This window comes from Streptomyces sp. NPDC045026 (genome assembly GCF_056432625.1).
The window spans coordinates 146,637-169,575 of the sequence record NZ_JBWKIS010000010.1; the positions used below are offsets into that span (position 1 = coordinate 146,637).

Consider the following 22,939-nt stretch of genomic DNA (forward strand, 5'->3'; position numbering starts at 1 on the left):
CCATGCCGATGTGGCAGGAGGTCTCCATGGCACGGAGATCGAAGACCGTTTCAGGGTTACTCGTGACCGGCGCGCTGTTGGTGACGTCGCTCGGCGTGGACGGCATGGCGATGAACGCCAACGCCGCCCAGGAGAAGCCGAGTTCGCAGTCACCGGCCCGAGCGCACACGGGCCACGTGATGGCCGCGTCCACCGTCGCATCGGCGGAGGACCCGGACGGCGACGGATACATCCCCGCCGATCCGCCGGTGACCGGCGTGGAACCCTCCACGAAGGAGCCGCCGCACCGCTACTTCCACGAGTTCCAGGCCCACTGCACGGTGACCCACACCCGCCCCGACGACCCCATCGTCTATCCGGGGCAGCCAGGCAAGTCCCATGACCACACGTTCATGGGCAACACGACGACGGACGCCAACAGCACCACGGCCTCCCTCGACGCGGGATCCACCACGTGTCTGGCACCCGGCGACAAGTCCGGGTACTGGATGCCCACGCTGTTGAACGGGGGCAAGCCCGTGCTCCCGGTCGGCGAGCAGACCATCTACTACAAGGCCGGGGTCACCGACTACACGAGCGTCCGCCCCTTCCCGAAGGGTCTGCGATTCGTGGTCGGCAGCCCGATGCAGACCGCCCAGGAGTTCCGCGACCACCGCGGCTTCGTCGAGGGATGGGAGTGCGGCACCAGCTATTTCAACGTGGACTTCCCCAAGGACTGTCCCACCACACCGGACACCCAGCTCAACATCCGCTTCCAGGCGCCCAGTTGCTGGGACGGCAAGTACCTCGACACACCGGACCACAAGAGCCATATGGCCTACCCGGTCGTCGTCCCCGGCACCAACAACAACGCCTGCCCGGCCGACCACCCGGTCGCCCTGCCGATGATCGAGTTCAAGATGGCCTTCCCGGTCAACGGTGACCTCTCGCAGCTCGGACTCGCCAGCGGCCCGAGCTACTCCTTCCACTACGACTTCTTCAACGCGTGGGACGCCCCGACCCTGAAGGCGCTGGTGGACCACTGCGTCGTCGGCGGACTCCAGTGCGATCCCCGCGGCTACGACCAGAGCCACCCCGAGGCCGGGGCCGCCCTCGACGAGAACTACGAACTGCCCTGACCCGGGCGCTCCCCGGGCCGAGCGTTACCGGCCGCCCCGGCCCGGGGAGCCGCACACCCGCGTCGCACCCCCTTCACCCCCACGTCCAGGGAGAGAACGACCATGCAGAGACCCCGCACATCCCCCCGCCGTCTGGCCGCTCCCCTCACCGCGGGGCTGCTCGCCGCAGGTGCCCTGTCGCTCCCGGCCCAGCAGGCGCAGGCCGCCGGCAGCGTCGTGAAAGTCACCGGTTCCCAGGGGAACTGGCAGCTGACCGTCGACGGCTCTCCGTACCAGGTCAAGGGGCTGACCTGGGGGCCGTCCGTGGCCGACGCCGACACCTATATGCCGGACCTGCGGTCGATGGGCGTCAACACCATCCGCACGTGGGGGACGGACGGCTCCAGCAAGCCGCTGCTGGACTCGGCGGCGGCCCACGGCATCAAGGTGATCGCGGGCTTCTGGCTCCAGCCCGGCGGTGGGCCCGGCAGTGGTGGCTGCGTCAACTACCTCACGGACACCGACTACAAGAACAAGATGCTCGACGAGTTCCCCAAGTGGGTCGACACCTACAAGGACAACCCGGGCGTCCTCATGTGGAACGTCGGCAACGAGTCCGTACTCGGCCTGCAGAACTGCTACAGCGGCGACGAACTGGAGAAGCAGCGCGACGCCTACACCACCCTCGTCAACGACATCACGAAGAAGATCCACGCTGTCGACCCCGACCACCCCGTCACCTCGACGGACGCCTGGGTCGGAGCCTGGCCCTACTACAAGAAGAACGCCCCCGACCTCGATCTCTACGCGGTCAACTCGTACAACGCCGTGTGCGACGTCAAGTCTGCCTGGGAGCGAGGCGGTTACACCAAGCCGTACATCGTGACCGAGACCGGTCCCGCGGGCGAGTGGGAGGTCCCCGACGATGCCAACGGTGTGCCCGCCGAGCCGACCGACCAGGCCAAGGCCGACGGTTACACCAAGGCGTGGGGCTGTGTCACCGGCCACAAAGGCGTCGCCCTGGGCGCCACGATGTTCCACTACGGCACGGAGTACGACTTCGGAGGCATCTGGTTCAATCTGCTGCCCGCGGGCCAGAAGCGGCTCTCCTACTACGCCGTGAAGAAGGCCTACGGCGCCGATACGTCGCACGACAACACCCCGCCCGTCATCTCCGAATTGAACGTCGAGGGCGACGCCGGCGAAGTGCCCGCCGGCGGAAACCTGACGCTGACGACCAAGGCCACGGACCCCGACGGCGACCAGATCTCGTACGAGGTGCTGACCAACAGCAACTACGTCGACGCGAGCAAGCAGCTCACACCCGTGCCGTTCACCGACCTGGGCGGAGGCAGGTTCAAGGTCACCGCGCCCGACAGGCCGGGGGTCTGGAAGATCTACGTCAAGGCGACAGACGGCAAGGGCAACGTGGGCGTCGAGACCCGCTCGGTGCGCGTCGTGCCGCCGCCCGTCAGCGGCACCGACATCGCCCTCGGGCAGCCCGCCACCGCGTCCTCGTACCAGCCCGGGAGCGGCGACTGTCCCTGCACCGCGGCGAACGCGTTCGACGGCAGGAACGACACGCGCTGGGCGAGCGACTGGAGCGACCCGCAGTGGCTCCAGGTCGACCTCGGCGCCCGCCAGTCCTTCAGGCACGTCCAGCTCAACTGGGAGACTTCGTACGCGAAGGCGTACACGATCCAGACCTCCGACGACGGCCAGAACTGGAAGACCATCCACGAGGAGACGGCGGGCAACGGCGGGATCGACGACTTCGACGTCGACGGCGCCGGCCGCTACGTCCGCGTCAACGGCACGGCACGCGGCACCGGATACGGGTACTCGCTCTACGAGTTCGGCGTCTACAACTGAGCCGACCGCTCGGGAGTCCGGGGAGGGAGAGCGCTCTATCCCGTCCCCTGGAGGGAAGTTAGGGTGCCGACATGAACAGACAGGCGCCGACGCTCGAGGACGTCGCACGGGAGGCCGGGGTCTCGCGTGCGACGGTCTCGCGCGTCATCAACGGCGTACGCAACGTCGATCCGGGCATCCAGGACACGGTGCGGCAGGCGATCGACCGGACGGGATACGCGCCCAACCGGGCCGCGCGCTCGCTCGTGACCCGGCGGGCCGAGACGATCGCGCTGGTGGTCTCCGGCGCGGGGGACGAGGCCGACAGCGAGCAGAACGCTTTCGCGGCACGCGTGTTCGCGGATCCGTTCTTCGGGCGCATCGTGAGCGGAGTCGTCGGCTTTCTGCGGCCGCGCTCGATGCACCCGGTCCTGATGTTCGCCGAGTCGGACACGGCCAGGAAGCAGGTCACCGCCTATCTGCGGCAGGGCAGCGCGGACGGGGCGCTCGTGGTCTCCACCCACGCCGAGGACCCGCTGCCGGCACTCCTCGCGGCCGAGCGGCTGCCCGCCGTCTTCTTCGCCCGCCCGGCTCTTACCGTTCCGGTCAGCTACGTCGATCTCGCGCATCGTGACGGCGGCCGACTGGCCGCCGAACACCTGCTGTCGCGGGGGCGCCGCAGGGTGGCGACCGTGTCGGGGCCGTTGGACGTACCGGCGGGCCAGGAGCGGCTGGCGGGGTTCCGCGACAGGATGGAGCGCGGCGGCGTCCCCTATGTGCCGATCGCTGAAGGTGGCTTCACCCTCGACAGCGGGGCGGCGGCGATGGAGCGGCTCCTGGGCGAACACCCCGACGTCGACGGGGTGTTCGCGGCCAACGACCTGATGGCCCAGGGCGTGTGCCAGATCCTGCGGGAACAGGGGAGGCGGGTGCCCGAGGACGTCGCGGTCGTCGGTTTCGACGACTCGAGCGTGGCCGTCACCTGTAAGCCGCAACTGACCACCGTCCGCCAGCCGGTCGAGGAGATGGCCGGGGCGATGGCACGCCTGCTCCAGGAGCACATCGAGGGCACCCGGGCCGAGCCCACGTCACTGATCTTCGAGCCCGAACTGGTGCTCAGGCAGTCGGCATAGGGCCTTCGGGGAGGGAGAGGGGGCCAGGGTGCCCCCTCTCCGCCGTACGACAGGTCAGTTGCCGGGCGAGGTGAGGAACACGGAGCGCAGCTTGAGCTGGTCGGTGGCCGGCCTTCCGTGCGGACGCAGCGTCCAGGAGTCGCCTTCGCAGTCGGGCTTGGTGAAGACCATGGCCCATGAGTCCGTGTCGTTGTGCGGGGCGAACGCCGGCTCGGAGGAATCCGGGTCCGCGACCTCCGGAAGGGTGACGCACTGGTAGCTCGGCAGATCGTGCAGGGTGACCGACTGCGTCCGGCCGTCGAGCCCGACGAACTTGTAGGAGAAGTCGCCGGTGGCGGCGTGGGCGGAGGCCGGCAGGCTCAGCGCGAGAGCGAACGCGGCGAGGGAAGCGGCAACGGTGGAGCGACGGCGCATGAACAGCCTCATCATTCGGTGCTTGGGGACGGTCCATGGCAGCTTCGCCCATGGCCTCGCCCGTCACACGGGCGACAGAAGCCGAAAGGATTCACTGTCGCCTGTTCGGCGGAACGTCCCGAGGCATGCGCTTCAGTGCGCACCCTTCCGCCATTCAGCACGCTTACGACGTACGGCCGTTGAGCACGGGGCCGGCCCTATGACCCTCCGCAGCCGCGGCACGAATCACGGTGGAGCCCCTCTGTGTCAGGCGAACATGCCTGTTCTGAGCTTGGTGAGGGTGCGGGTCAGGAGGCGGGAGACGTGCATCTGGGACACGCCGATCTCGGCGCCGATCTCCGACTGGGTCATCTCCTGGCCGAACCGCATCTCGAGGATGCGGAGCTCACGGCCGTCGAGCTGTTCCAGGAGCGGCGCCAGCGTGTGGAGGTCCTCCACCGTCTCCATCGCCGGGTCCGGCTCGCCGAGCACGTCGGCGAACGTCCTCGAAGCGTCCGTCGGGCGCTCGCCGGGATCGCTCGGCATGTCGATGGACCCCGCGGTGTATCCGTTCGAGGCGACCATGCCCTCGATGACCTCGTCCTCGCTCAGCTCCAGGTGCTCGGCGAGCTCCTTGGCCGTCGGCTCGTGGTCCAGGACGGTGGACAGTTCGTCCTTGCCCTTGGCCAGGTCGACGCGCAACTCCTGGAGGCGGCGCGGCACATGGACGGCCCAGCTCGTATCGCGGAAGAAGCGCTTGATCTCGCCGACGATGTACGGGACGGCGAAGGAGGTGAACTGCACCTCGCGTGAGAGGTCGAACCGGTCGATCGCCTTGATCAGGCCGATGGTCCCGACCTGCACGATGTCCTCCATCTCGCCACTGCCACGGTGGCGGAAGCGGGACGCCGCGAACTGGACGAGGGACAGGTTCATCTCGATGAGCGTGTTCCGGGCGTACTGGTAGTCCTCAGTGCCCTCTTCGAGTGTCTGGAGCTGCTCGAAGAACACCCGGGAGAGATCCCGTGCGTCCTTGGGCGCGACCTTGCCGGCGTCTTCGACCCACGGAAGCCCGCCCGCGCCGACCGTCGCGTCGGCGTCGTTTGCCGTCGTGGCCTGCGCTCGCGCATCTTCATGAGCGTGCACCGAAGTTGCCGTCATGTCCCTGCCTTTCGTGTCGGCCCCGTCCAGAGCGTGTGCCCCCCTCTGCTCCGGATATGCCTGTCGCCGTGGGAAGCGGCGTGGACCGGCCGGGACTTGACCTACCTTTGTCCCAGGTAGGCGTGGGTGATCTGCTCCGTGAAGTATTCGCCGTCCTTGGGCCGTCCCGGGGCTCTTCGGTTCGGCTGGTGCGCGGGTTCCAGGTGGGGAATGTGCTTGGAGCAGTGGACGTACGCCTCGTGGACGGTGAGGTATATCCACATCTCGGCCTGCCGCCCCGGGGCCGAATCCCTCGGCAGCGTGGGGCAGATGGCCCGTAGCTCACGATCGCCCACGAGTTGGGCCGATCCGTTCACATGCAGCCCTATGTGGTCATGAGTGAAGTCGATGAAGAGAAGGCCCATATGGGGGTTCTCGGTGATGTTGCCCGCGCTGGCCATGACGCCGTTGCCCCGGTATTCCGGGTAGGCCAGGTGGAGGTCGTCGAGGACGGTGACGAACCCTGGTGGGCCGGCCCGGAAGCTGGCGTCGCAGTGGCCACGCGTGTCCGCCGTGGACAGGAAGACCATGGTCTGCCGGCCTATGAACTCCCCCATCGCCGGTGTCAGACGGGGCCGGACCTGACGGTCGTAGAAGTCGTCGGCCCGCTCGCTCGTGCCGAGGTGGGCCTGCAGGGCACGTTCCCCCTGGGAGGGCACAGGGTGGGGGTTGGTGGGGCCGAGGGACATGCAGTATCACGTCGCAATCGCCGAGGGTGAACAACGAGCGAGCGTGGTGCCCACTCGAACTGTGGGGCCACGCTAGGCCATCGACGTTGTGCGGATGCGAGGGTTCCGCCAGGAACAGGCGCCCGTCCGGGGCTATGCGGTGATCACCGCGGCACCGGTGCGGCCTCCGTCGACGTCCACGACCGTGCCGTGGACGAACGCCGACTCGTCGGAGGCCAGCCAGACCGCGGCGTGCGCGATCGCATCGGGCGTACCGGTCGTGCCGAACGGCGTGCCCTTCATCATGACTTCGCCCGGGTGCGGTTCCGCGCCCTCGGCCGCGCGGGGGACGATCACGCCGGGAGAGATGGCGTTCACCCGCACCCCCTGCGGACCGAACTCCGCAGCCCACGCGCGCGTGAGCGTCTCCATGGCTCCCTTGGTGGAGCTGTAGAGCGACCCCACCGGGATGCCCAGGCGTGCGATCCACGAGCCGAGATTGATGACGACTCCGCCACCGCTGCGCACCATCTCCGGGGCGACATCCGCGGTCAGGAAGAAGGGTGCCTTCACGTTCACCGCGTAGACCTGGTCGAAGGTCTTCTCATCCGTCGTGGTGGTGGTCGCGGGCGGGTAGATGCCCGCGTTGTTGACCAGGATGTCGAGCCGCCCGCCCAGTGCCTCACGGGCCTGCCCGGCGAGGCGGCGGGAGGCGTCCGCGCTGCCGTCGAGGTCGGCCTCGACGAAGTCGGCCCGCCCACCGGCGGCACGGATGCCCTCGACCACGTGCTCGCCGCGCTCCCGACTGCGCCCGGACACGATGACGTGGGCCCCCTCGGCGGCGAACTCCTCGGCGATCGCCCGCCCGATGTTGCTGGTCGATCCCGTGACGAGTGCGGTCTTGTCCTGCAGTCGTCCACTCATGGTCGGCTCTCCTCAGTGTCGGTTCACCCGCTCACCGAGCCCGTCGGGAACACCGCCCGACTCGGCCCGGCGGTCCGTTGATCCGGACCGCGAGACCGACTCTGCGCCGATGAAATTGGACCCGCAAGTCCAGTTCTCGACCCCTCCTGGGAGTGGCCCGCGCCTATGCCTTGGCCTCGGCGGGGGCGGCGGCCGGTTCGGTGCCCCCTTCGATCGGGGTGGCGCGTACGGCCGGGATGACCGCCGCGATCAGCGCGGCGACGAGCGCGACGCCTCCGCCGACGATCAAGGCCGTACGGAAGCCGGCCTCGGAGCTGAAGCTGTAGCCGCCCATGGTGGTGGTCATCTGGGAGAGGATCACGCCGATCACCGCGGCGCCGACCGAGGTGCCGAGGGAGCGCATGAGCGTGTTGAAGCCGTTGGCGGCGGCGGTCTCCGAGAGCGGCACCGAGCTCATGATGAGCGCGGGCATGGAACCGTAGGCGAGACCGACGCCGCTGCTGATGACCATGCAGACCACCATGAGCCCCGGGGCGGAACCCATCAGTGCGAGCGACAGTCCGTATCCGGCGGTGATGACCAGGACACCGCAGATGAGTGTGAACTTCGGGCCGCGGGCATCGGTGAGCTTCCCGCCGAGCGGGGAGACGACCATCATCATGATGCCGCCGGGCGCCATCCACAGGCCCGCCGCGAGCATCGACTGGCCCAGGCCGTAACCGGTGGCCTCGGGGAACTGGAGCAGCTGCGGGAGCACGAGCATGCTCGCGTACATGCCGAAGCCGACGAAGACCGAGGCGACGTTCGTGAAAAGCACGCGGGGCCGGGCGGTGGTGCGCAGGTCGATCAGCGGGTCACGGGTGCGCGTCTCCCACCAGCCCCAGCCCAGTAGTACGAGGACGGCCGCGGCGAAGAGCATGAGCGTGGTCGCCGAGCCCCAGCCCCATTCGGCGCCCTTGGAGACCGCGAGGAGGAGGCAGACCAGGCCGGCACCGAGGCCGAGCGCGCCGGGTACGTCGAAACGCTGACCCCTGGCGCTCGCCGGGACGTCGGGAACGAGGAACCAGATCAGCGCGGCGATCAGTACGGCCAGCACGGCCGAACCCCAGAACAGCACACGCCAGTCGGCGTACTGGGCCACCGCGGCGGCGATGGGCAGACCGAGGCCTCCGCCGATGCCCATGGACGCGCTGACCAGGGCGATCGAGGAACTGAGCTTCTCCTTCGCCACCACGTCCCGCAGGAGGGCGATGCCCAGCGGCACCATGCCCATCCCCATGCCCTGCAGACCGCGTCCGACGATCATCGGCACGGCGGACGACGACAGCGCACACACCACGGAACCCGCGATGAGCGGGACCGAGCACGCGAGCAGCATGGGGCGCTTGCCGATCAGGTCGCCGAGACGGCCGGTGACCGGTACGCACACGGCGCCCACCAGCAGCGTCACGGTGATGACCCAGGCGGCGTCGGACGACGTGGTGTGAAGGATCTTGGGCAGCTCCGCGATGAGCGGGGTGACCAGGGTCTGCATGATCGCGGCCGTGGTGCCGGCGAAAGCCAGGGTGGCGACCACGCCGCCGGCACGGGCCGTCGGCTGGGGGGCGTCCATCAGGGGGCTCCTCGGGTGTCTGCGGGGTTCGGGTGACTGAAGGGTTCGGGTGGTGAGGGATGTGCATCGTACACATCTAATGTATGGCGCACATTGTGTGGTAGCTACATTTGGCTGTGGGACGATTGGCGCGGGGGTGTACACGGACACGCGGTGCGACTCCGCGGAACGACAGCAGGAGGCGGCAGACGCATGGCCAGGCCCACGTACGAGCTCGAGTACGAGCAGATGCTGCTCAGCCGCCACGGACTCGTGCATCACAAAGGCGGGCGTCCCGAGAGCGGCACCCTCGAGCGCAGCGCCTACATCCTGCTGAGCCGCATTCGTGTGCAGGGGCCGATGTCCATCGGTGAACTCAGCGACGCCTTCGGGCTCGACGCCTCCACCCTGAACCGGCAGACCGCCGCCGCGATGCGCGCCGGACTGGTGGAGCGCATCCCTGATCCCGAGGGCGGCATGGCCCGCAAGTTCCGCATCACGGACAAGGGCGCGCGCGTCCTCGACGAGGAACGCGATCACATCGTGGGCAGCCTGGACCGCGTCATGACCGACTGGGCGGACGAGGACATCGCCGCCTTCACCACCTACCTGAGGCGCTTCAACATGGACATCGAGCGCCTGGGCGGCCGACCGTGGCCTCGGCCGTGAGGTCTGCGCCGCTACGCCGGTGCCCGTGCCGCTGAGGCCGAGCCCTTGGGCGAAGGTGGGCGTCGGGGCCGTCCCGGGGCGCGTCTGCCGTTAGAATCCGCTCTCATGTCGAACCCTGACGAACTGCTCGTCGACATCGCCGGCATGGTTGAGTCCGAGCAGAGCAATCAGATGTCCCTGACAGTGGTCACCAGTGGTGCGGTGATCACCGGACGGCTCGCCCCCGAGGCCGTGTGGAGGCGACGCGTCTCGGAGGTCCTGACGGACTCGGAGCACCTCGGCTCCTTCTCGGAGATCTTCACCGCCGACGAGAAGCCCGACGAACACCAGCAGGGCGAGCCCGATGACGGCCTCGCGCCCACCCATCTGCACTTCCATGTGGCCCGCATTCTCCAGGGCACCGTCGGCATCCCCGAGACGGGCGGTATGTACCGCGTCGCGATCCAGGACGTGAGCGCCTGGACCGTGGGCGACTTCAGCTACTCCGACCACTGACTTCGCAGGGGTGCCTTCGCGTCACGTGTCGGTGGGTCGCAGGACGAGGCTGACGAAACCCCAGGTGCCCCGGTAGAAGCGCAGCCACTCGTCGCGGCGCGCCGTGGCCGTCGCGAGTGCCTCCTCGCTGTCCGGATCGTCGCGGTGGTCCAGGGCCCATGATGCGAGCGACCCCCAGCAGGCCCACTCGTAGTCGTCCAGTTCGCGCCGTGTGCTGACGTGTCCGTGGACCGGCGTCCACCCGTCGGCGACGACCAGGTCCACGGTGGTCGCCAAGTCGCCGAAGTCCCCCAGCATTTCGACGGCTTCCCGTGACGGCTCACGTTCCCAGAAGCCGTCGCCGATCAGGACGCGCCCGCCCGGAGCCAGATTCCTGCGCGCCGCGGCGAGGGTGGGCAGCAGGCCGCCGAAGGCATGCGAGGCACCGACACTCAGCACCAGGTCGAACGGGTGCGGCGAGCGGAACTCCACGGCCTCCTGGCGGTGGAGGGCGAGGCGTTCTCCGACACCTCGGGCGCGCGCCGCCTCGCGCGCCTGGTCGAGGGCGTCCTCGGAGATGTCGACGCCCTCGGCGCGCAGTTGAGGGTGCGCGCCGAGGGCCCGCAAGAGCCATTCCCCGCTGCCGCACCCCAGATCCAGTACGCGCTCGTCGCCCCTGGGTGTACCGCGCTCCAGGAGCTGATGAACGGAAGTGTCGTCGAGCGGGGACTTGATCGGGTGGTCTGCGTGGGCGAGCCGGGACATCAGTTCACGATTCACCGGCGCAGCATGCCGGCGCCGAGGAAGCCCCGCACGCGCATTTCCCGCTACCCCGAGAAGCCGGCCGTGGCCGTCGCGAGTGTGGTTCGCTTGACGCCCGGCGCGACCCATAAGGCCCACCCGTAGGGACCCATAAGGCCGCCTTATGGGTCCATAGGTCCAGCCCGACTACTAACTAAGGTTTGCCTTAGTTTAGGCTTCCCGTCGAGTGCCCATGCCACGAAGGGAACCTGATCATGCCTCGCCCTCTGCGGGTAGCCGTTGTGGGAGCCGGCCCTGCCGGGATCTACGCCGCTGACGCGCTGCTGAAATCCGCGGTGGCCGAAGACCCCGGTGTGTCCATCGACCTCTTCGAGCGGATGCCGGCGCCCTTCGGTCTGATCCGGTACGGCGTCGCGCCGGACCACCCCCGGATCAAGGGCATCATCACGGCCCTGCACCAGGTCCTCGACAAGCCGCAGATCCGTCTCTTCGGCAACGTCGACTACCCGGGGGACATCAGCCTGGACGACCTGCGTTCGTTCTACGACGCGGTGATCTTCTCCACGGGCGCGACGGCCGACCGCGCGCTCGACATACCGGGCATCGACCTCGACGGCTCGTACGGCGCGGCCGACTTCGTCTCCTGGTACGACGGTCACCCGGACGTGCCGCGGACCTGGCCGCTCGAAGCGGAGAAGGTCGCGGTCCTGGGTGTCGGCAACGTCGCGCTCGACGTGGCCCGCATCCTGGCGAAGACCGCGGACGAACTGCTGCCCACCGAGATCCCGCCGAACGTCTATGACGGCCTCAAGGCGAACAAGGCCCTGGAGGTCCACGTCTTCGGCCGCCGTGGACCGGCGCAGGCGAAGTTCAGCCCGATGGAGCTGCGGGAGCTCGACCACTCCCCGAACATCGAGGTCATCGTCGACCCCGAGGACATCGACTACGACGACGGCTCGATCGCGACCCGGCGCGGTAACAAGCAGGCCGACATGGTCGCCAAGACGCTCGAGAACTGGGCCATCCGCGACGTCGGCACCCGGCCGCACAAGCTGTTCCTGCACTTCTTCGAGTCCCCGACCGAGATCCTCGGCGAGAACGGCGAAGTCACCGGCCTGCGCACCGAGCGGACCGCGCTCGACGGCACCGGCAACGTCAAGGGAACCGGCGAGTTCAAGGACTGGGACGTCACGTCCGTCTACCGTGCCGTGGGTTACCTGTCCGACGAACTCCCCAAGCTGCCTTGGGACTTGGCGTCGGGCACCGTTCCGGACCAGGGCGGCCGGGTGATCGAGGACTCCGGCGAGCACCTGCAGTCGACCTACGTCACCGGCTGGATCCGGCGCGGTCCCGTAGGCCTGATCGGCCACACCAAGGGCGACGCCAACGAGACGGTCGCCAGCCTCCTCGACGACCGCGCGAACGGCCGCCTGAACACTCCCGCCTCGCCCGACCCGGATGCGGTGGACGCGTTCCTCGCCGACCGGAACGTCCGCTTCACGACGTGGGACGGGTGGCACCGACTGGACGCCGCGGAGAAGGCGCTGGGCGAGCCGGAAGGCCGTGAGCGCGTGAAGATCGTCGAGCGTGACGACATGCTCAAGGCGAGCGGCGCGTAGCCCCTGGAGGTAGCGGTGCCTGCCGTCCTGGCAGGTGGTGGTCAGGAGTAGCTGCTCCGATGGCGTAGGGTGGTGTCTACCGACGCGGGGTGGAGCAGCTCGGTAGCTCGCTGGGCTCATAACCCAGAGGTCGCAGGTTCAAATCCTGTCCCCGCTACTGCCGACCAGGGCCCGGATCCAATGGATCCGGGCCCTGGTTCGTTGTCAGGCCGGGACGCGTTCCCCGATGATGCGGCTCGCCAGGTCGGCGGCCAGTCCGGGGACGGTGAGGCGCAGTTCGGCCTCCGCCGCGGCCCGTTCGGCCTCGATCAGGGCCTGCCCGTCGGCGAGGAGCGCGTCGCGTTCGCGCAGCCCGTCCTCGCGGGCGGCGGCTATCAGCGCCGCACCTTCCTCGCGCGCCGCCTGCGTGACCCTGGCGGCCTCGCGACGGGCCTCGGCGAGCAGGGCCTGAGCGCCGGCGTGCTCGGCGGAGGCTTGTGCCCGGATCGCCTCGGCGCGCTCCAGGGCGCCTTCCGTGCGGTCGGCGCGCTCGGCCAGCACCTGGTTGATGCGGGGCAGGATGCGCTTGAACCAGAGGAAGACGACGGCGAAGAGGACGAGGGCCACTGCGAGGACTTCGATATTTGCGTTGAGTGGTCCAAATTTCATCGGCAGAAGGTACATGTCCCCTGCTTACCTGCTCATGCGTGCCGGCCCAACGCTCATTTGCGTCATCCTTGGCGGGATGCCGTCTCGGGGACGCCGTGCGACACCGAATCGATGGCGTACCCGGCTCGTCAGCCGTGCCCGGTGCCGCCCGAACGGCCCGCTCCGGCCCGCGGACGCTGCGGTTCGCCCCGGCGCACGGAACCGGGCGCGCGACGGGCGGGGTGGTTGGCGTGTGCGGACGAGGTGAGTTGCCAGGGGACGCTCGTCACCATCACTCCGGGCGTGAACAGAAGGCGGCTTTTGAGCCAGAGCGCGGACTGGTTGTGGAGCAGGTTCTCCCACCAGTGGCCGACGACGTACTCGGGGATGAAGACGGCGACGATGTCGCGCGGGCTGTCCCGGCGGATGGCGCGCACATACTCGACGACGGGCCGCGTCACCTCGCGGTACGGGGAGTCGATGACCTTCAGCGGTACGTCGATGCCGTACTCGTCCCAGCTCTCGCGCAGCGCAGCGGCTTCGTCGCGGTCGACCGAGACGGTCAGCGCCTCCAGGTGGTCGGGGCGGGAGGCCCGCGCGTAGGACAGGGCGCGCATCGTGGGCTTGTGCAGCCTGGAGACCAGGACGATCGCCAACACCCTTGAGGGGGAGACGAGTTCGGCGTGCGGGTCCTCGACGGCCAGCTCGGCGGACGTCGCGTCGTAGTGGCGGCGGATGCCGCGCATCATCAGCCACAGCACCGTAGCGGCGAGAACGGCCAGCCAGGCGCCCTCGGTGAACTTCGTGACGAGCACGATCACCAGGACGAGGCCGGTGACGCACGCGCCGAGGGCGTTGATGGCCCGGGTCGAATGGTGGCGGCGGCGCACCGCGGGATCGTGCTCGGTGGCCAGCTCCTGGTTCCAGTGCCGCACCATGCCCAGCTGGGAAAGGGTGAACGAGGTGAACACACCCAGGATGTAGAGGTGGATGAGGCTGGTGACGTCGGCCTTGAAGCCCCAGAGCAGCGCGGCGGCGACGACGGCCAGGGCGAGGATGCCGTTGGAGAAGGCCAGCCGGTCGCCCCGGTTGTGTAACTGGTGCGGCAGGAAACGGTCCTTGGCGAGGATCGAGGCCAGCATCGGGAAGCCGTTGAACGCGGTGTTCGCGGCCAGGATCAGGACCAGAGCGGTGGCGGCCTGGATGAAGAAGAACCCGACACTGTGCTCACCGCCGAACACGGCCGCCGCCACCTGCGCGATGACCGTGCGCTGTGTATAGCTCCCGCAGTTCCCGTCGAGTCCCGTCAGCCGGCACGCGTCGTCCGTGAGGTGCACCTTGGAGATCAGCGCGAGCGTCGTCACGCCGACGAACATGGTGATGGCGATGAGGCCCATGGCCACCAAAGTCGCGGCGGCGTTCTTCGACTTGGGCTTGCGGAAGGCCGGTACGCCGTTGGAGATCGCCTCCACACCGGTCAGCGCCGTACACCCCGAGGAGAAGGCCCGCAGGACGAGCATCACCAGGGCCAGGCCCGCGAGATGTGCGTCGGAGGCCTGGGGCACGATGCCGTACGCAGCGCTCTCGGCGACCGGCGCGTCCCCCAGGGCGTACCGGATCAGGCCGGTGATCACCATGATCAGTACGCCGCCGATGAAGAGGTACGTGGGCGCGGCGAAGGCGTTGCCCGACTCGCGGACGCCCCGCAGATTGATCGCGGTGAGCAGGGCGACGAAGCCGACGGCCAGCAGGACGCGCTGGTCGTTCAGCGCCGGGAGCGCCGAGATGATGTTGTCCACGCCGGAGGCGACGGACACCGCCACCGTCATCACGTAGTCGACCAGCAGCGAGGCTGCGACCACCAGACCGGCCGACGGCCCGAGGTTGGTGGATGCGACCTCGTAGGAGCCGCCACCGCTCGGATACGCGTACACGACCTGGCGGTACGAGAGCACCACCACCGTCATCAGCGCCACCACCGCCCCGGCGATCCACGGCGTGAAGTGCAGGTAGGTGAGCCCGCCCAGGGTGAGGACGAGCAGGATCTCCTGGGTCGCGTACGCCACGGACGAGAGGGGGTCGGAGGCGAAGATCGGCAGGGCGAGGCGCTTGGGGAGCAGTGTCTCGCCCAGCTCTTCGCTGCGTTTGGCACGGCCGATCACCAGGCGTTTGACCAGAGCGGGCATGTTGAACACTGCGTGAGCGTATGGCGGACCGTGCCGCCGTTCGAGCCTGCGGACGTGTCGGCGGCCCGGGGTACACAAATGGTCCTACCTCAGGGACCGGCGTGCCCCTGGAGCGCGTGGGCGAGGCCGTGTTCGGCGTCGTCGGTCAGGGCGCGGTGGTACGCCGTGTCGTACGCGTTGTCACCGGCCGCCTTGCGGGCCTGCTGCTCCCACTGGTCGCGGATCTCGGACAGCTCCGGGGTGCCGCGGTTCGGGTGGCCGAGCATGTGCCAGTAGGCGTGTCCGGTGCCGGAGGTGCGGGCGGCTTCGACGCCGTTGCCCTGGGCCGCGTTGGCTCCCGTGAGCAGGTCGAGGCCGAGGGCGATCCCCAGGTTGTCGTTGAGGTTGTGCTTGCTGGTGAGCATGGCGCGGGCGTGGATCTCGGCCTCGCGCGGGCGGCCCTGGAGGAGGTTGATGAAGGCGAGTTGATGCTCCGCGTAGGACCGCGCCCAGTGTTCGCCGTACTCGTGGCTGAGCCGGCGCAGGCTGGTGGCCTTCTCGTGCGCCTCGTCGAGCCGGCCGAGGGCGGAGAGGGCGAAGGCCCTGATCACCAGGCAGCAGAGCTGCGGGGCGCCGGTCGGCGGAGTGCAGGCGCGGGTGTTCAGGGCGTGCTCACTGACGTCGTACGCGTCCTGCGGGTGTCCCGTCATGAGGTGCGTGAGGCCGAGGGTGTGGGCGGCGAAGAGTACGGATTCGGGTGTGTCGTCCTGCTGCGCGGCGAGGGCGCACTGCTCGCCGACGCGCAGGGCGCTCTGGTGGTCGCCCTGGAGCGTGAGGGTGATGCCGAGCGCCCACAGGGCGCGGGTGCGGGACGGGCCCTGCGGGGTGTCGAGGCTGAGCGCGCGTTCCAGATAGTCACGGGACTCGTGCAGGTGTCCGCAGCAGGGCCAGAACAGGCCGGTGCGTCCCGCCATTTCGACGGCGGTCTCGGCGTCCTGGACGAAGAGGTGGTCGAGTGCGGCGCGTACGTCGGCATGGCTGTCGGAGATGCGGGTGTACCACGCGACCTGCCGGTCGCTGAGCCAGCCGGCCTCGGCCCGCTCGACGATCGCGGCGAAATGCGCGGCGTGGCGCTCGGCCAGGGTGTGCTGCTCGCCGAGCTCGTCGAGCCACAGGGCGCCGTACTCGCGCACCGTGTCGAGCATCCGGTAGCGGGTGCCGTCCCGTTGCAGGACCGACTGGCCGGCGAGCCGTTCAAGGATCGCGGGGATCTCGTCGGCGCCGAGGGGACCGCCGGCGCAGACGGATCGGGCGTCCGCCTCGTCGACGGGGCCGTGGAATACGGAGAGCCTGGCCCACACGAGGCGTTCGAGAGGGGCGCACAGTTCGTGGCTCCAGCCGATCGCGGTGCGCAGGGCGCGGTGGCGCTTGGGCCAGATCGTGTCGTCGACGAGGGTGTCGAGCCGTGAGGTCAGCCGCTCGGCGATCTCGTCGAGGCTGCTCTCGCGCAGCCGTGCGCAGGCCAGCTCGACCGCGAGGGGGATGCCTTCGAGGCGGCGGCAGATTCGGGAGATCGTCTCGGCGGCACCGGGGGAGTCGAGCGGCACGTCGGGCGCGGCCGTCGCGCAGCGCTCACGGAACAGGCGCACCGCCTCGTCGGAGCCGCCCTCTTCATCGCCCGTGGAGAGGGGCGCCACCTCGATGCAGTGCTCGCCCTCGACATCGAGCGGCTGCCTGCTGGTGGCGAGGACGGTCAGGTGCGGGGCGGCGGTGAGGAGTTCGATCACCAGCTCCCAGCAGGCATGGAGGACGCGCTCGCAGCAGTCGAGGACGAGGAGGACGCGCCGCCCGGCCAGCCATTCGCTCAGCGCCTCGATGGGGGCGCGCGGATTGTGGTCCAGGAGGCCGAGGGCGTCGGAGACCGTGGCGGTGAACAGACGGTCGTCATAGAGATGGGAGAGGTCGGCCCACCACGCCCCGTCCGCGTAAGCGTCCCGTGCCTCCTCGGCGGCGCGCAGCGCGAGCCGGCTCTTTCCGACACCGCCGCCACCGGTGAGGGTGACCAGCCGGTGTTCCTGCAATGCCCGTCCGATGGCGGCCAGTTCGCTGTCGCGGCCCACGAAACTGGTCGTCATGACGGGGAGGTTGCCTACCACGGGCCCATCTTGCCGTGCGGCTGCTCGTGGTAGCACCCCCTCGCAAGAAATGGTCAGAAGCGATCAACTTCAGTCGCGGACCGGTCGGCCGGAGCCGGGATCAGGGCGGGCCCGGGTGCTCGCGGCCGACCGGTAGCCACGGGCGCGGCCGGCGAGATCAGCGGTTCAGGACGATCAGCGGTTCAGCGAGACAGCGGTCCAGGGAGATCAGCCGCTGACGGACGCCGAGCCGGTCTCGATGTGGCCCGTGTAGCGGCGGGACCACGTCGTGTCCGTGCCGGACGTGATCGTGAAGTCGTACCAGCCGTTCTGGTTCGCCACGGCGTTGAAGAAGTCCTCCGTCGAGCCACCGGCGGGGACCGTGTAGTTCCACGGGCCGTCCGAGCGGTAGTTGTTCGACGTGATGGTGAACTGGGCCGAGGCGGAGCCCGAGTTGGTCAGCTTGAACCAGATCGCCATCTTGCCGGTGCCGGACTCCACGGCGTACCGGGCCGCGACCTCGATCGCTCTGCCCGCCTTCGTGGCATCGCCCTTGAAGTGGCGCAGGAAGCGGTTCGGCCCTGCCATCGTGATGTCGTACGCGCCCGCCCCGGACCCCGCGCCGATGTTGAAGAAGTCCGTGGCCGTGCCGCCGGCATCGACCGTGTACTGCCACGGCGTCGTGTCGCGGTAGGCGTTCGGGTGGATGGACAGGTGGGCGGCGCTGCGCGCGGGGGAGCCCTGGTTGGCCATGGAGAACCACGCGAGGATCTTGCCGCTTGCGCCGAACTCGAAGTGGTCCAGGTTGCCGTTCGGCTGGTAGGGCAGGGCGCGCGCCGGACGGGTGCCGGGCTCCTGGGTGGGCAGGGCGTTCGTCTGCGGCGCGGGATTGGGCAGCGGGCCGCAGGTGTCGTACCCGATGACCTTGGTGGCGGGCAGGCCGGACGGCATTCCGTACACGGGCCGGGTGAAGTCGAACACGCCGGTCAGGTCGCCGGTGACCTTGCGGCGCCACGCGCTGATGTTGGGGCAGGTCGCCGGAGTGCCGAGGGCGGTCGTCCAGGTCTCCATGAACCGCAGGACGGACGTGTGGTCGAAGACCTCCGACGACACCCAACCACCCCTGGTCCAGGGCGACATGACGACCATCGGCACGCGGAAGCCGAGACCGAAGGGGGTTCCGTTCAGGAACTCGCCGGCCGTGTCGGCGGGAGGTGACGGCGGGGGCACGTGGTCGAAGACGCCGTCGTTCTCGTCGTAGTTGAGGAAGAGGACGGTCGAGTCGAAGACCTCGGGGGAGGCGGCCAGGGCGCGGTAGACCAGGTCCACGAAGTGGGCCCCGTCGCCGGGCGGGGCGTAGGGGTGCTCGGAGAACGCCTGGTTGGCGACGACCCAGGAGACCTGGGGGAGTGTGCCGGCCAGGGCGTCCGCCTTGATCGCGGCGGCGATGTCGTCGGGCGTGGAACCGGTCACCGCGGGGACGGAGGCCATGCCGCGGTCGTGCAGCGGGTCGCCGGGCTTGGCGGCGGCGAACTTCGAGAAGTAGGCGAGACCGTTGTCGCCGTAGTTGTCATTGGCATTCTGGTAGACCTTCCAGCTGACACCGGCCCGCTGGAGAGCCTCCGCGTACGTCTCCCAGGTCAGCCCCGACTCGTCGCCGCCGTCGTAGCTGGAGCCGTCGACCTTGCCGCTCCACAGGTAGGTGCGGTTGGGGCCGGTGGCGCTGAGTGTGGAGCTGAAGTAGGCGTCACAGATGGTGTAGTTGTCCGCCAGCGCGTAGTGGAACGGTATGTCGCCGCGGTCCAGGTAGCCGAGGCTGCGCACGTTGCCGACGCCGACGACCCAGTGGTCGAGCCGGCCCTTGTTCCACGCGGAGTGCTGGGAGGACCAGCTGTGCGGCAGGTCGCCGTTGCACTGGGCGAGCGTCTCGCCGTCCACGCCGCCCGCGGCCGGGGTGGAGCTGAGTTTCCACGGGTACTGGCGGCCGATCCAGCTCGGCTGGTTGAAGACGGGCTGCCCGCCGGAGAGCGTGATGCCGCTGCGGTCGCCGAACCCGCGGACGCCCTTGAGGCGGCCGAAGTAGTGGTCGAAGCTGCGGTTCTCCTGCATGAGGATCACCACGTGTTTGACGTCCTTGACGGTGCCTGTGGTGGCTGCGCTCGCTCTGGTGGCGGGCAGCGCGGCGCCGGCCGCGATCCCGGCGCCCAGCGCGACAAAGCCCCTGCGGCTGATCGGCGTCATCGGTTCACCCTTGTCTCACGCGTACGTCCGAACACAACGGGCGCAAGAGTGCCGACATTTAATGGTCTGCGGCTAGACCTCTACGTGGTCGAGTTTGTGAACACCGGGTTCCGGCCGGTGGTCGCCGGCCGGACGCGGTCATGGCCTTGGAGGGCTGTCGACCGCCGCTGTCGCTATGACGAGGGCATCGACCGTGAGGGCTCCCTCCGGGGAGACGCGGACCGGGTTGAGCTCGATCTCACCGATGTCGCCGCGGTCGGCGATCAGCTCGGAGACGGCGAGGACGACCGCCGCCAGCGCGTCGACATCGACCGGCCGTTTGCCGCGCCAGCCGGCTAGCAGTGGCCAGGACCGGAGCCGGCGGATCATCTCGCGTGCGGTGTCGCGGGAGCAGGGAGCGAGTTCGAGCGCCAGATCCTGGCTGAGCTCGGCCTGGACTCCGCCGGCGCCGACCACGACGACCGGACCGAAGGACGGGTCGCGCCGCGCCGCGACGATCACTTCGACCACGTCGGTGCGCCGGTCCATCTCCTCGACCACGTACCCGTGGGACCCGAGCCGCGCCACCATGTCGTCGTACGCGGCGCCGAGCGCGGCGGTATCGCCCAGCCCGGTCGCGACGCCGCCGTGCTCCGTCTTGTGCTCCAGCCAGTCGGCTTTGAGTACGACCGGTGCCGAGAGGGACCGCATCGCGTCGCCAGGATCCGGCGCACCCGGCGCAATACCGACCGCGGGCGGGAACGGGACTCCCGCATCGGCCAGCAGCCGTCGGGCGGCCAGATACCCACGGCCTGGGGGCACTTGACGCTCACGCGCCGGCGCACGTCCTGCGCGCGGGCGGGGTGCCTGAGTGAAGCGGTGCGCCGTCGCCACCGCCCGCAGCGCCGCCTCGACGTCGGCGAAGGTCGGCACCCCTGCCGAGTGCAATTCCCGTACGGTTTCGGTGTGTTCGGCCATCGAGTGGATCACGACCGGAATCGCCCGCTCTGCGGCCAGGGTGCCGATGGCCCGCGCGACCTGCGACTCGGCCGCCTGGTGCTCGGGGATGTCGCGACCGTAGCTGCCGAAGTACCCACTGAGCACGACGGCGTCGGTGACCGAACTGTCGGCGAGGACCGCAGGTGTCGACGCGTACGTGGAGATGTCCCCCTCACCCGCCCCTGCGAGATCGACGGGGTTCGCGACCGCGGCGTGCGGCGGCAGCCGGGCCGCCAGGCGTTCCTGGACCTCCGGGGGGAACTCGGCGACGGTCAGGCCGAGCCGGGACGCGGTGTCCGCGGCGACGGCCCCTTGCCCGCCGCTGTCGGCCACGATGGCGATCCGGCCGCCCCGAACAGGTGCGCACCGCATCAACAGCTGGGCTGTGTCGACGAGTTGAGCCGGTGTGTCGACGCGCACGGCGCCGACCGTGCGGCAGGCGGCGTCCACGACGTCGATGCCTGAAGTCATGGAGCCGGTGTGCGAGCGGGCCGCCTGCTGTGCGGCCTTGCTGGCGCCGACGGTCAGCAGGAGCACCGGCTTGCCCGCCTCGCGCAGGCCGTCCAGGGCGTCCAGAAGCCGTTCGCCGTCGCCGAAGCTCTCCAGATAGAGGGCGACGACGCGGGTGGCTTCGTGGTGGGCCAGGTCGGCGAGCAGTTCGGCGGCGCACACGTCGAGCTGGCTGCCGACGGAGACGAACCTGGAGACACCGATGCCGGCGCTCGCGGCCATCCCCGCGATCTCCAGGCCCAGCTGTCCGCTCTGCGAAACGATCGCGAGGCTGCCGGGCGTGAACCGGCCCCAGGCCAGCTCCAGTTCGCTCGACGCGTCGTAGAGACCGAGGCAGTTCGGCCCGAGCAGCCGGGTCCCGCTCGCCGCGATCACGTCACCGATCGCGGCCTCGTCATCGACGCCTGCGGTGATCGCGAGCAGACCGGGCACACCGAGCGCGACGGCTCGGGAGACACCGCCGGCCAAGGTGGCGGCAGGGACGGCGAAGGCGACCAGATCGGGAACCTCGGGCAGCGCGTCGAGGCCCGGGAGGGTGGGGCGGCCGAGGACCTGGCCGCCGCGCGTGTTGACCAGGTGCACGCGGCGCCGGTGCGCGCCCGCGACGGCGCCGCGGGCGAGCCAGTGGCCCCACTTGGCCGGGTTGTCGGTGGCGCCGACGACGGCGACCGACTCCGGGGCGCGGAAGACGTCGAGTGTGGTCATGACTTCGCGAGCGCCCGGGAGATGACCAGCCGCTGGATGTCGGAGGTGCCTTCCTCGATCTCCTCCAGCTTCGCGTCGCGCATCCACTTCTCGGCCAGGAACTCCTGCGAGTAGCCCCAGCCGCCGAGCGTCTGCACGGCGGCCCACGTGTTGAACATGGCGTTCTCCGAGCCGGTCAGCTTCGCCATCGCCGACTCCGCCGTGACCTTCTCTCCCTGGTCGAAGAGGCGTGCCGCGCGCATCGTCACCAGGTGGGCGGTGTCGGCGCGGGTCGCCATGTCGGCGAGCCGGAACGCGACCGCCTGGTGTTCGATGATGGGCACACCGAACTGCACGCGCTCCTGGGCGTACTCCACGGCCAGGTCGGTAGCGGCCCGGCACAGGCCGGCGCAGGACGCGCCGATCAGGATCCGGGAGGCGTCGAAGGTGCGCATCAGGCCCAGGAAGCCCTGTCCCTCGGCGCCGAGCCGGTCGGCGACGGGGACCCGTACGTTGTCGAGGAACACCTCGGCGTTGACGATGGCGCGCTGCCCCATCTTGCGCATCGGCTTGCCCACGGTCAGTCCGGGCGTGTCCCGGTCGACGACGAACGCGGTCACGCCGCGCGCGCGGAGCGACGGGTCGACCGTGGCGAAGACGACGAACCGCTGTGCGTAAGGGGCGTTGGAGATCCAGGCCTTCTGGCCGCTGAGCACGTAGTGATCGCCGTCGCGCACCGCGCGGGTGCGGATGCCGGCGGCGTCCGAGCCGTGGTCGGGTTCGGTGACGGCGAGCGCGGTCAACGGGGGTGTGTCGGTGGTGAGAGGCCGAAGCCACCGCTCCTTCTGCGCCTGTGTGCCGAGTTCCAGGATGGGATCGGCGAAGAAGCCGCTGGAGGTCAGCAGGTTCCCGATGGCGATGTCGCCGTGGCACAGCTCCTGCTGTACGAGCACCTGCGTGACCATGTCGGTCACGCCGCCGCCGCCGAACTCCGCCGGGATCATGAAGGCGGCCAGGCCGGTCCTGGCGGCCTTGTCCCACAGGTCGAGCGGCGACTCGGTCTGGGCCTCGTCGACGGCGCGGGCGCGGGGGCGGATCTCGGCGGCGGCGAAGTCGCGGGCGAGCCGGATGAAGTCGTGCTGCTCGGCGGAGAGGCCGAGCGCGTCGCGTACGGGGTAGGGCATGGCGAGCTCCGTGGTGGGAGGGTCACTGAGGGGT

Annotated in this window: 18 protein-coding genes and 1 tRNA gene; 7 read left to right on the forward strand and 12 right to left on the reverse strand. The window is 69.6% G+C overall.

The genetic code is table 11. From position 1 onward, the window contains the following. The first annotated feature begins 26 nt into the window (after window positions 1-26). From AC07EJ_RS22610 to AC07EJ_RS22620, 3 genes are all read left to right on the forward strand, one after another. Window positions 27-1,118, forward strand: a complete 1,092-nt coding sequence (locus AC07EJ_RS22610; RefSeq protein WP_478884810.1) for a DUF1996 domain-containing protein — start codon at window positions 27-29, stop codon at window positions 1,116-1,118. A gap of 102 nt (window positions 1,119-1,220) precedes the next feature. Further along, a complete protein-coding gene (locus AC07EJ_RS22615; protein ID WP_478884811.1) occupies window positions 1,221-2,969 on the forward strand; it encodes a discoidin domain-containing protein in 1,749 nt (582 codons plus the stop codon). Window positions 2,970-3,040: 71 nt separating this feature from the next. Further along, window positions 3,041-4,081 (forward strand): LacI family DNA-binding transcriptional regulator, encoded by a 1,041-nt coding sequence (locus AC07EJ_RS22620; RefSeq protein WP_393581927.1) that lies wholly within the window; start codon window positions 3,041-3,043, stop codon window positions 4,079-4,081. Between the two features lie 54 nt (window positions 4,082-4,135). Here the strand turns inward: AC07EJ_RS22620 and AC07EJ_RS22625 are convergent, their stop codons facing one another. From AC07EJ_RS22625 to AC07EJ_RS22645, 5 genes are all read right to left on the reverse strand, one after another. Next, on the reverse strand, window positions 4,136-4,495 hold the full coding sequence (locus AC07EJ_RS22625; RefSeq protein ID WP_478884812.1) for a hypothetical protein: 360 nt from the start codon (window positions 4,493-4,495) through the stop codon (window positions 4,136-4,138). A 246-nt stretch (window positions 4,496-4,741) separates the two neighbouring features. After that, complete coding sequence (locus tag AC07EJ_RS22630; RefSeq protein WP_389482928.1) at window positions 4,742-5,635, reverse strand: RNA polymerase sigma factor SigF; 894 nt, start codon at window positions 5,633-5,635, stop codon at window positions 4,742-4,744. Between the two features lie 101 nt (window positions 5,636-5,736). Continuing rightward, window positions 5,737-6,363, reverse strand: a complete 627-nt coding sequence (locus AC07EJ_RS22635; protein ID WP_478884813.1) for a pyridoxamine 5'-phosphate oxidase family protein — start codon at window positions 6,361-6,363, stop codon at window positions 5,737-5,739. Window positions 6,364-6,495: 132 nt separating this feature from the next. Continuing rightward, the gene (locus AC07EJ_RS22640) at window positions 6,496-7,266 is read right to left on the reverse strand and encodes an SDR family NAD(P)-dependent oxidoreductase (protein WP_389482924.1); all 771 of its coding nucleotides are present in this window, start codon (window positions 7,264-7,266) and stop codon (window positions 6,496-6,498) included. 163 nt (window positions 7,267-7,429) lie between these two features. Beyond that, complete coding sequence (locus tag AC07EJ_RS22645; RefSeq protein ID WP_478884814.1) at window positions 7,430-8,878, reverse strand: MFS transporter; 1,449 nt, start codon at window positions 8,876-8,878, stop codon at window positions 7,430-7,432. A 192-nt stretch (window positions 8,879-9,070) separates the two neighbouring features. On the opposite strand from AC07EJ_RS22645, the gene AC07EJ_RS22650 reads away from it, so the two are divergent. Beyond that, the gene (locus AC07EJ_RS22650; protein ID WP_389482920.1) at window positions 9,071-9,526 is read left to right on the forward strand and encodes a MarR family winged helix-turn-helix transcriptional regulator; all 456 of its coding nucleotides are present in this window, start codon (window positions 9,071-9,073) and stop codon (window positions 9,524-9,526) included. Window positions 9,527-9,631: 105 nt separating this feature from the next. Next, a complete protein-coding gene (locus AC07EJ_RS22655) occupies window positions 9,632-10,021 on the forward strand; it encodes a hypothetical protein (protein ID WP_389482918.1) in 390 nt (129 codons plus the stop codon). A 21-nt stretch (window positions 10,022-10,042) separates the two neighbouring features. On the opposite strand, the gene AC07EJ_RS22660 is transcribed toward AC07EJ_RS22655, so the two are convergent. Beyond that, on the reverse strand, window positions 10,043-10,780 hold the full coding sequence (locus AC07EJ_RS22660; RefSeq protein ID WP_389482916.1) for an SAM-dependent methyltransferase: 738 nt from the start codon (window positions 10,778-10,780) through the stop codon (window positions 10,043-10,045). Between the two features lie 236 nt (window positions 10,781-11,016). Here AC07EJ_RS22660 and AC07EJ_RS22665 point away from each other — a divergent pair, with 236 nt between their 5' ends. Together AC07EJ_RS22665 and AC07EJ_RS22670 are read left to right on the forward strand one after the other, a co-directional pair. Continuing rightward, window positions 11,017-12,381, forward strand: coding sequence for an FAD-dependent oxidoreductase (locus AC07EJ_RS22665; RefSeq protein ID WP_389482914.1), 1,365 nt, complete (start codon window positions 11,017-11,019; stop codon window positions 12,379-12,381). A gap of 83 nt (window positions 12,382-12,464) precedes the next feature. Further along, a tRNA-Met gene (locus AC07EJ_RS22670) sits at window positions 12,465-12,538 on the forward strand. 47 nt (window positions 12,539-12,585) lie between these two features. On the opposite strand, the gene AC07EJ_RS22675 is transcribed toward AC07EJ_RS22670, so the two are convergent. The 6 genes from AC07EJ_RS22675 to AC07EJ_RS22700 all read right to left on the reverse strand — a co-directional run bounded on the left by AC07EJ_RS22675 (window position 12,586) and on the right by AC07EJ_RS22700 (window position 22,905). Then, window positions 12,586-13,029 carry a F0F1 ATP synthase subunit B family protein gene (locus AC07EJ_RS22675; protein ID WP_393581932.1) on the reverse strand — a complete coding sequence of 148 codons (444 nt, stop codon included), beginning with the start codon at window positions 13,027-13,029 and terminating at the stop codon, window positions 12,586-12,588. Window positions 13,030-13,157: 128 nt separating this feature from the next. Beyond that, the gene (locus AC07EJ_RS22680) at window positions 13,158-15,194 is read right to left on the reverse strand and encodes an amino acid permease (RefSeq protein WP_389482947.1); all 2,037 of its coding nucleotides are present in this window, start codon (window positions 15,192-15,194) and stop codon (window positions 13,158-13,160) included. An 89-nt stretch (window positions 15,195-15,283) separates the two neighbouring features. Further along, a complete protein-coding gene (locus tag AC07EJ_RS22685; protein WP_478884815.1) occupies window positions 15,284-17,308 on the reverse strand; it encodes an ATP-binding protein in 2,025 nt (674 codons plus the stop codon). A gap of 228 nt (window positions 17,309-17,536) precedes the next feature. Next, window positions 17,537-19,549, reverse strand: coding sequence for a phosphocholine-specific phospholipase C (locus tag AC07EJ_RS22690; protein ID WP_478884816.1), 2,013 nt, complete (start codon window positions 19,547-19,549; stop codon window positions 17,537-17,539). 138 nt (window positions 19,550-19,687) lie between these two features. Then, the gene (locus AC07EJ_RS22695) at window positions 19,688-21,742 is read right to left on the reverse strand and encodes an acetate--CoA ligase family protein (protein ID WP_389482906.1); all 2,055 of its coding nucleotides are present in this window, start codon (window positions 21,740-21,742) and stop codon (window positions 19,688-19,690) included. Continuing rightward, window positions 21,739-22,905, reverse strand: coding sequence for an acyl-CoA dehydrogenase family protein (locus AC07EJ_RS22700; RefSeq protein WP_389482904.1), 1,167 nt, complete (start codon window positions 22,903-22,905; stop codon window positions 21,739-21,741). The genes AC07EJ_RS22695 and AC07EJ_RS22700 overlap by 4 nt, the downstream gene beginning before the upstream one ends. Between the last annotated feature and the right edge of the window lie 34 nt (window positions 22,906-22,939).

Bases quoted from the DNA above. Each gene is read 5' to 3' on its own strand.
- AC07EJ_RS22695 (WP_389482906.1), bottom strand. From the start codon at position 21,742: ATGACCACACTCGACGTCTTCCGCGCCCCGGAGTCGGTCGCCGTCGTC.
- AC07EJ_RS22640 (WP_389482924.1), bottom strand. From the start codon at position 7,266: ATGAGTGGACGACTGCAGGACAAGACCGCACTCGTCACGGGATCGACC.
- AC07EJ_RS22680 (WP_389482947.1), bottom strand. From the start codon at position 15,194: ATGCCCGCTCTGGTCAAACGCCTGGTGATCGGCCGTGCCAAACGCAGC.
- AC07EJ_RS22630 (WP_389482928.1), bottom strand. From the start codon at position 5,635: ATGACGGCAACTTCGGTGCACGCTCATGAAGATGCGCGAGCGCAGGCC.
- AC07EJ_RS22610 (WP_478884810.1), top strand. From the start codon at position 27: ATGGCACGGAGATCGAAGACCGTTTCAGGGTTACTCGTGACCGGCGCG.
- AC07EJ_RS22690 (WP_478884816.1), bottom strand. From the start codon at position 19,549: ATGACGCCGATCAGCCGCAGGGGCTTTGTCGCGCTGGGCGCCGGGATC.
- AC07EJ_RS22645 (WP_478884814.1), bottom strand. From the start codon at position 8,878: ATGGACGCCCCCCAGCCGACGGCCCGTGCCGGCGGCGTGGTCGCCACC.
- AC07EJ_RS22685 (WP_478884815.1), bottom strand. From the start codon at position 17,308: ATGACGACCAGTTTCGTGGGCCGCGACAGCGAACTGGCCGCCATCGGA.
- AC07EJ_RS22615 (WP_478884811.1), top strand. From the start codon at position 1,221: ATGCAGAGACCCCGCACATCCCCCCGCCGTCTGGCCGCTCCCCTCACC.
- AC07EJ_RS22700 (WP_389482904.1), bottom strand. From the start codon at position 22,905: ATGCCCTACCCCGTACGCGACGCGCTCGGCCTCTCCGCCGAGCAGCAC.
- AC07EJ_RS22635 (WP_478884813.1), bottom strand. From the start codon at position 6,363: ATGTCCCTCGGCCCCACCAACCCCCACCCTGTGCCCTCCCAGGGGGAA.
- AC07EJ_RS22620 (WP_393581927.1), top strand. From the start codon at position 3,041: ATGAACAGACAGGCGCCGACGCTCGAGGACGTCGCACGGGAGGCCGGG.
- AC07EJ_RS22655 (WP_389482918.1), top strand. From the start codon at position 9,632: ATGTCGAACCCTGACGAACTGCTCGTCGACATCGCCGGCATGGTTGAG.
- AC07EJ_RS22625 (WP_478884812.1), bottom strand. From the start codon at position 4,495: ATGCGCCGTCGCTCCACCGTTGCCGCTTCCCTCGCCGCGTTCGCTCTC.
- AC07EJ_RS22675 (WP_393581932.1), bottom strand. From the start codon at position 13,029: ATGAAATTTGGACCACTCAACGCAAATATCGAAGTCCTCGCAGTGGCC.
- AC07EJ_RS22650 (WP_389482920.1), top strand. From the start codon at position 9,071: ATGGCCAGGCCCACGTACGAGCTCGAGTACGAGCAGATGCTGCTCAGC.
- AC07EJ_RS22665 (WP_389482914.1), top strand. From the start codon at position 11,017: ATGCCTCGCCCTCTGCGGGTAGCCGTTGTGGGAGCCGGCCCTGCCGGG.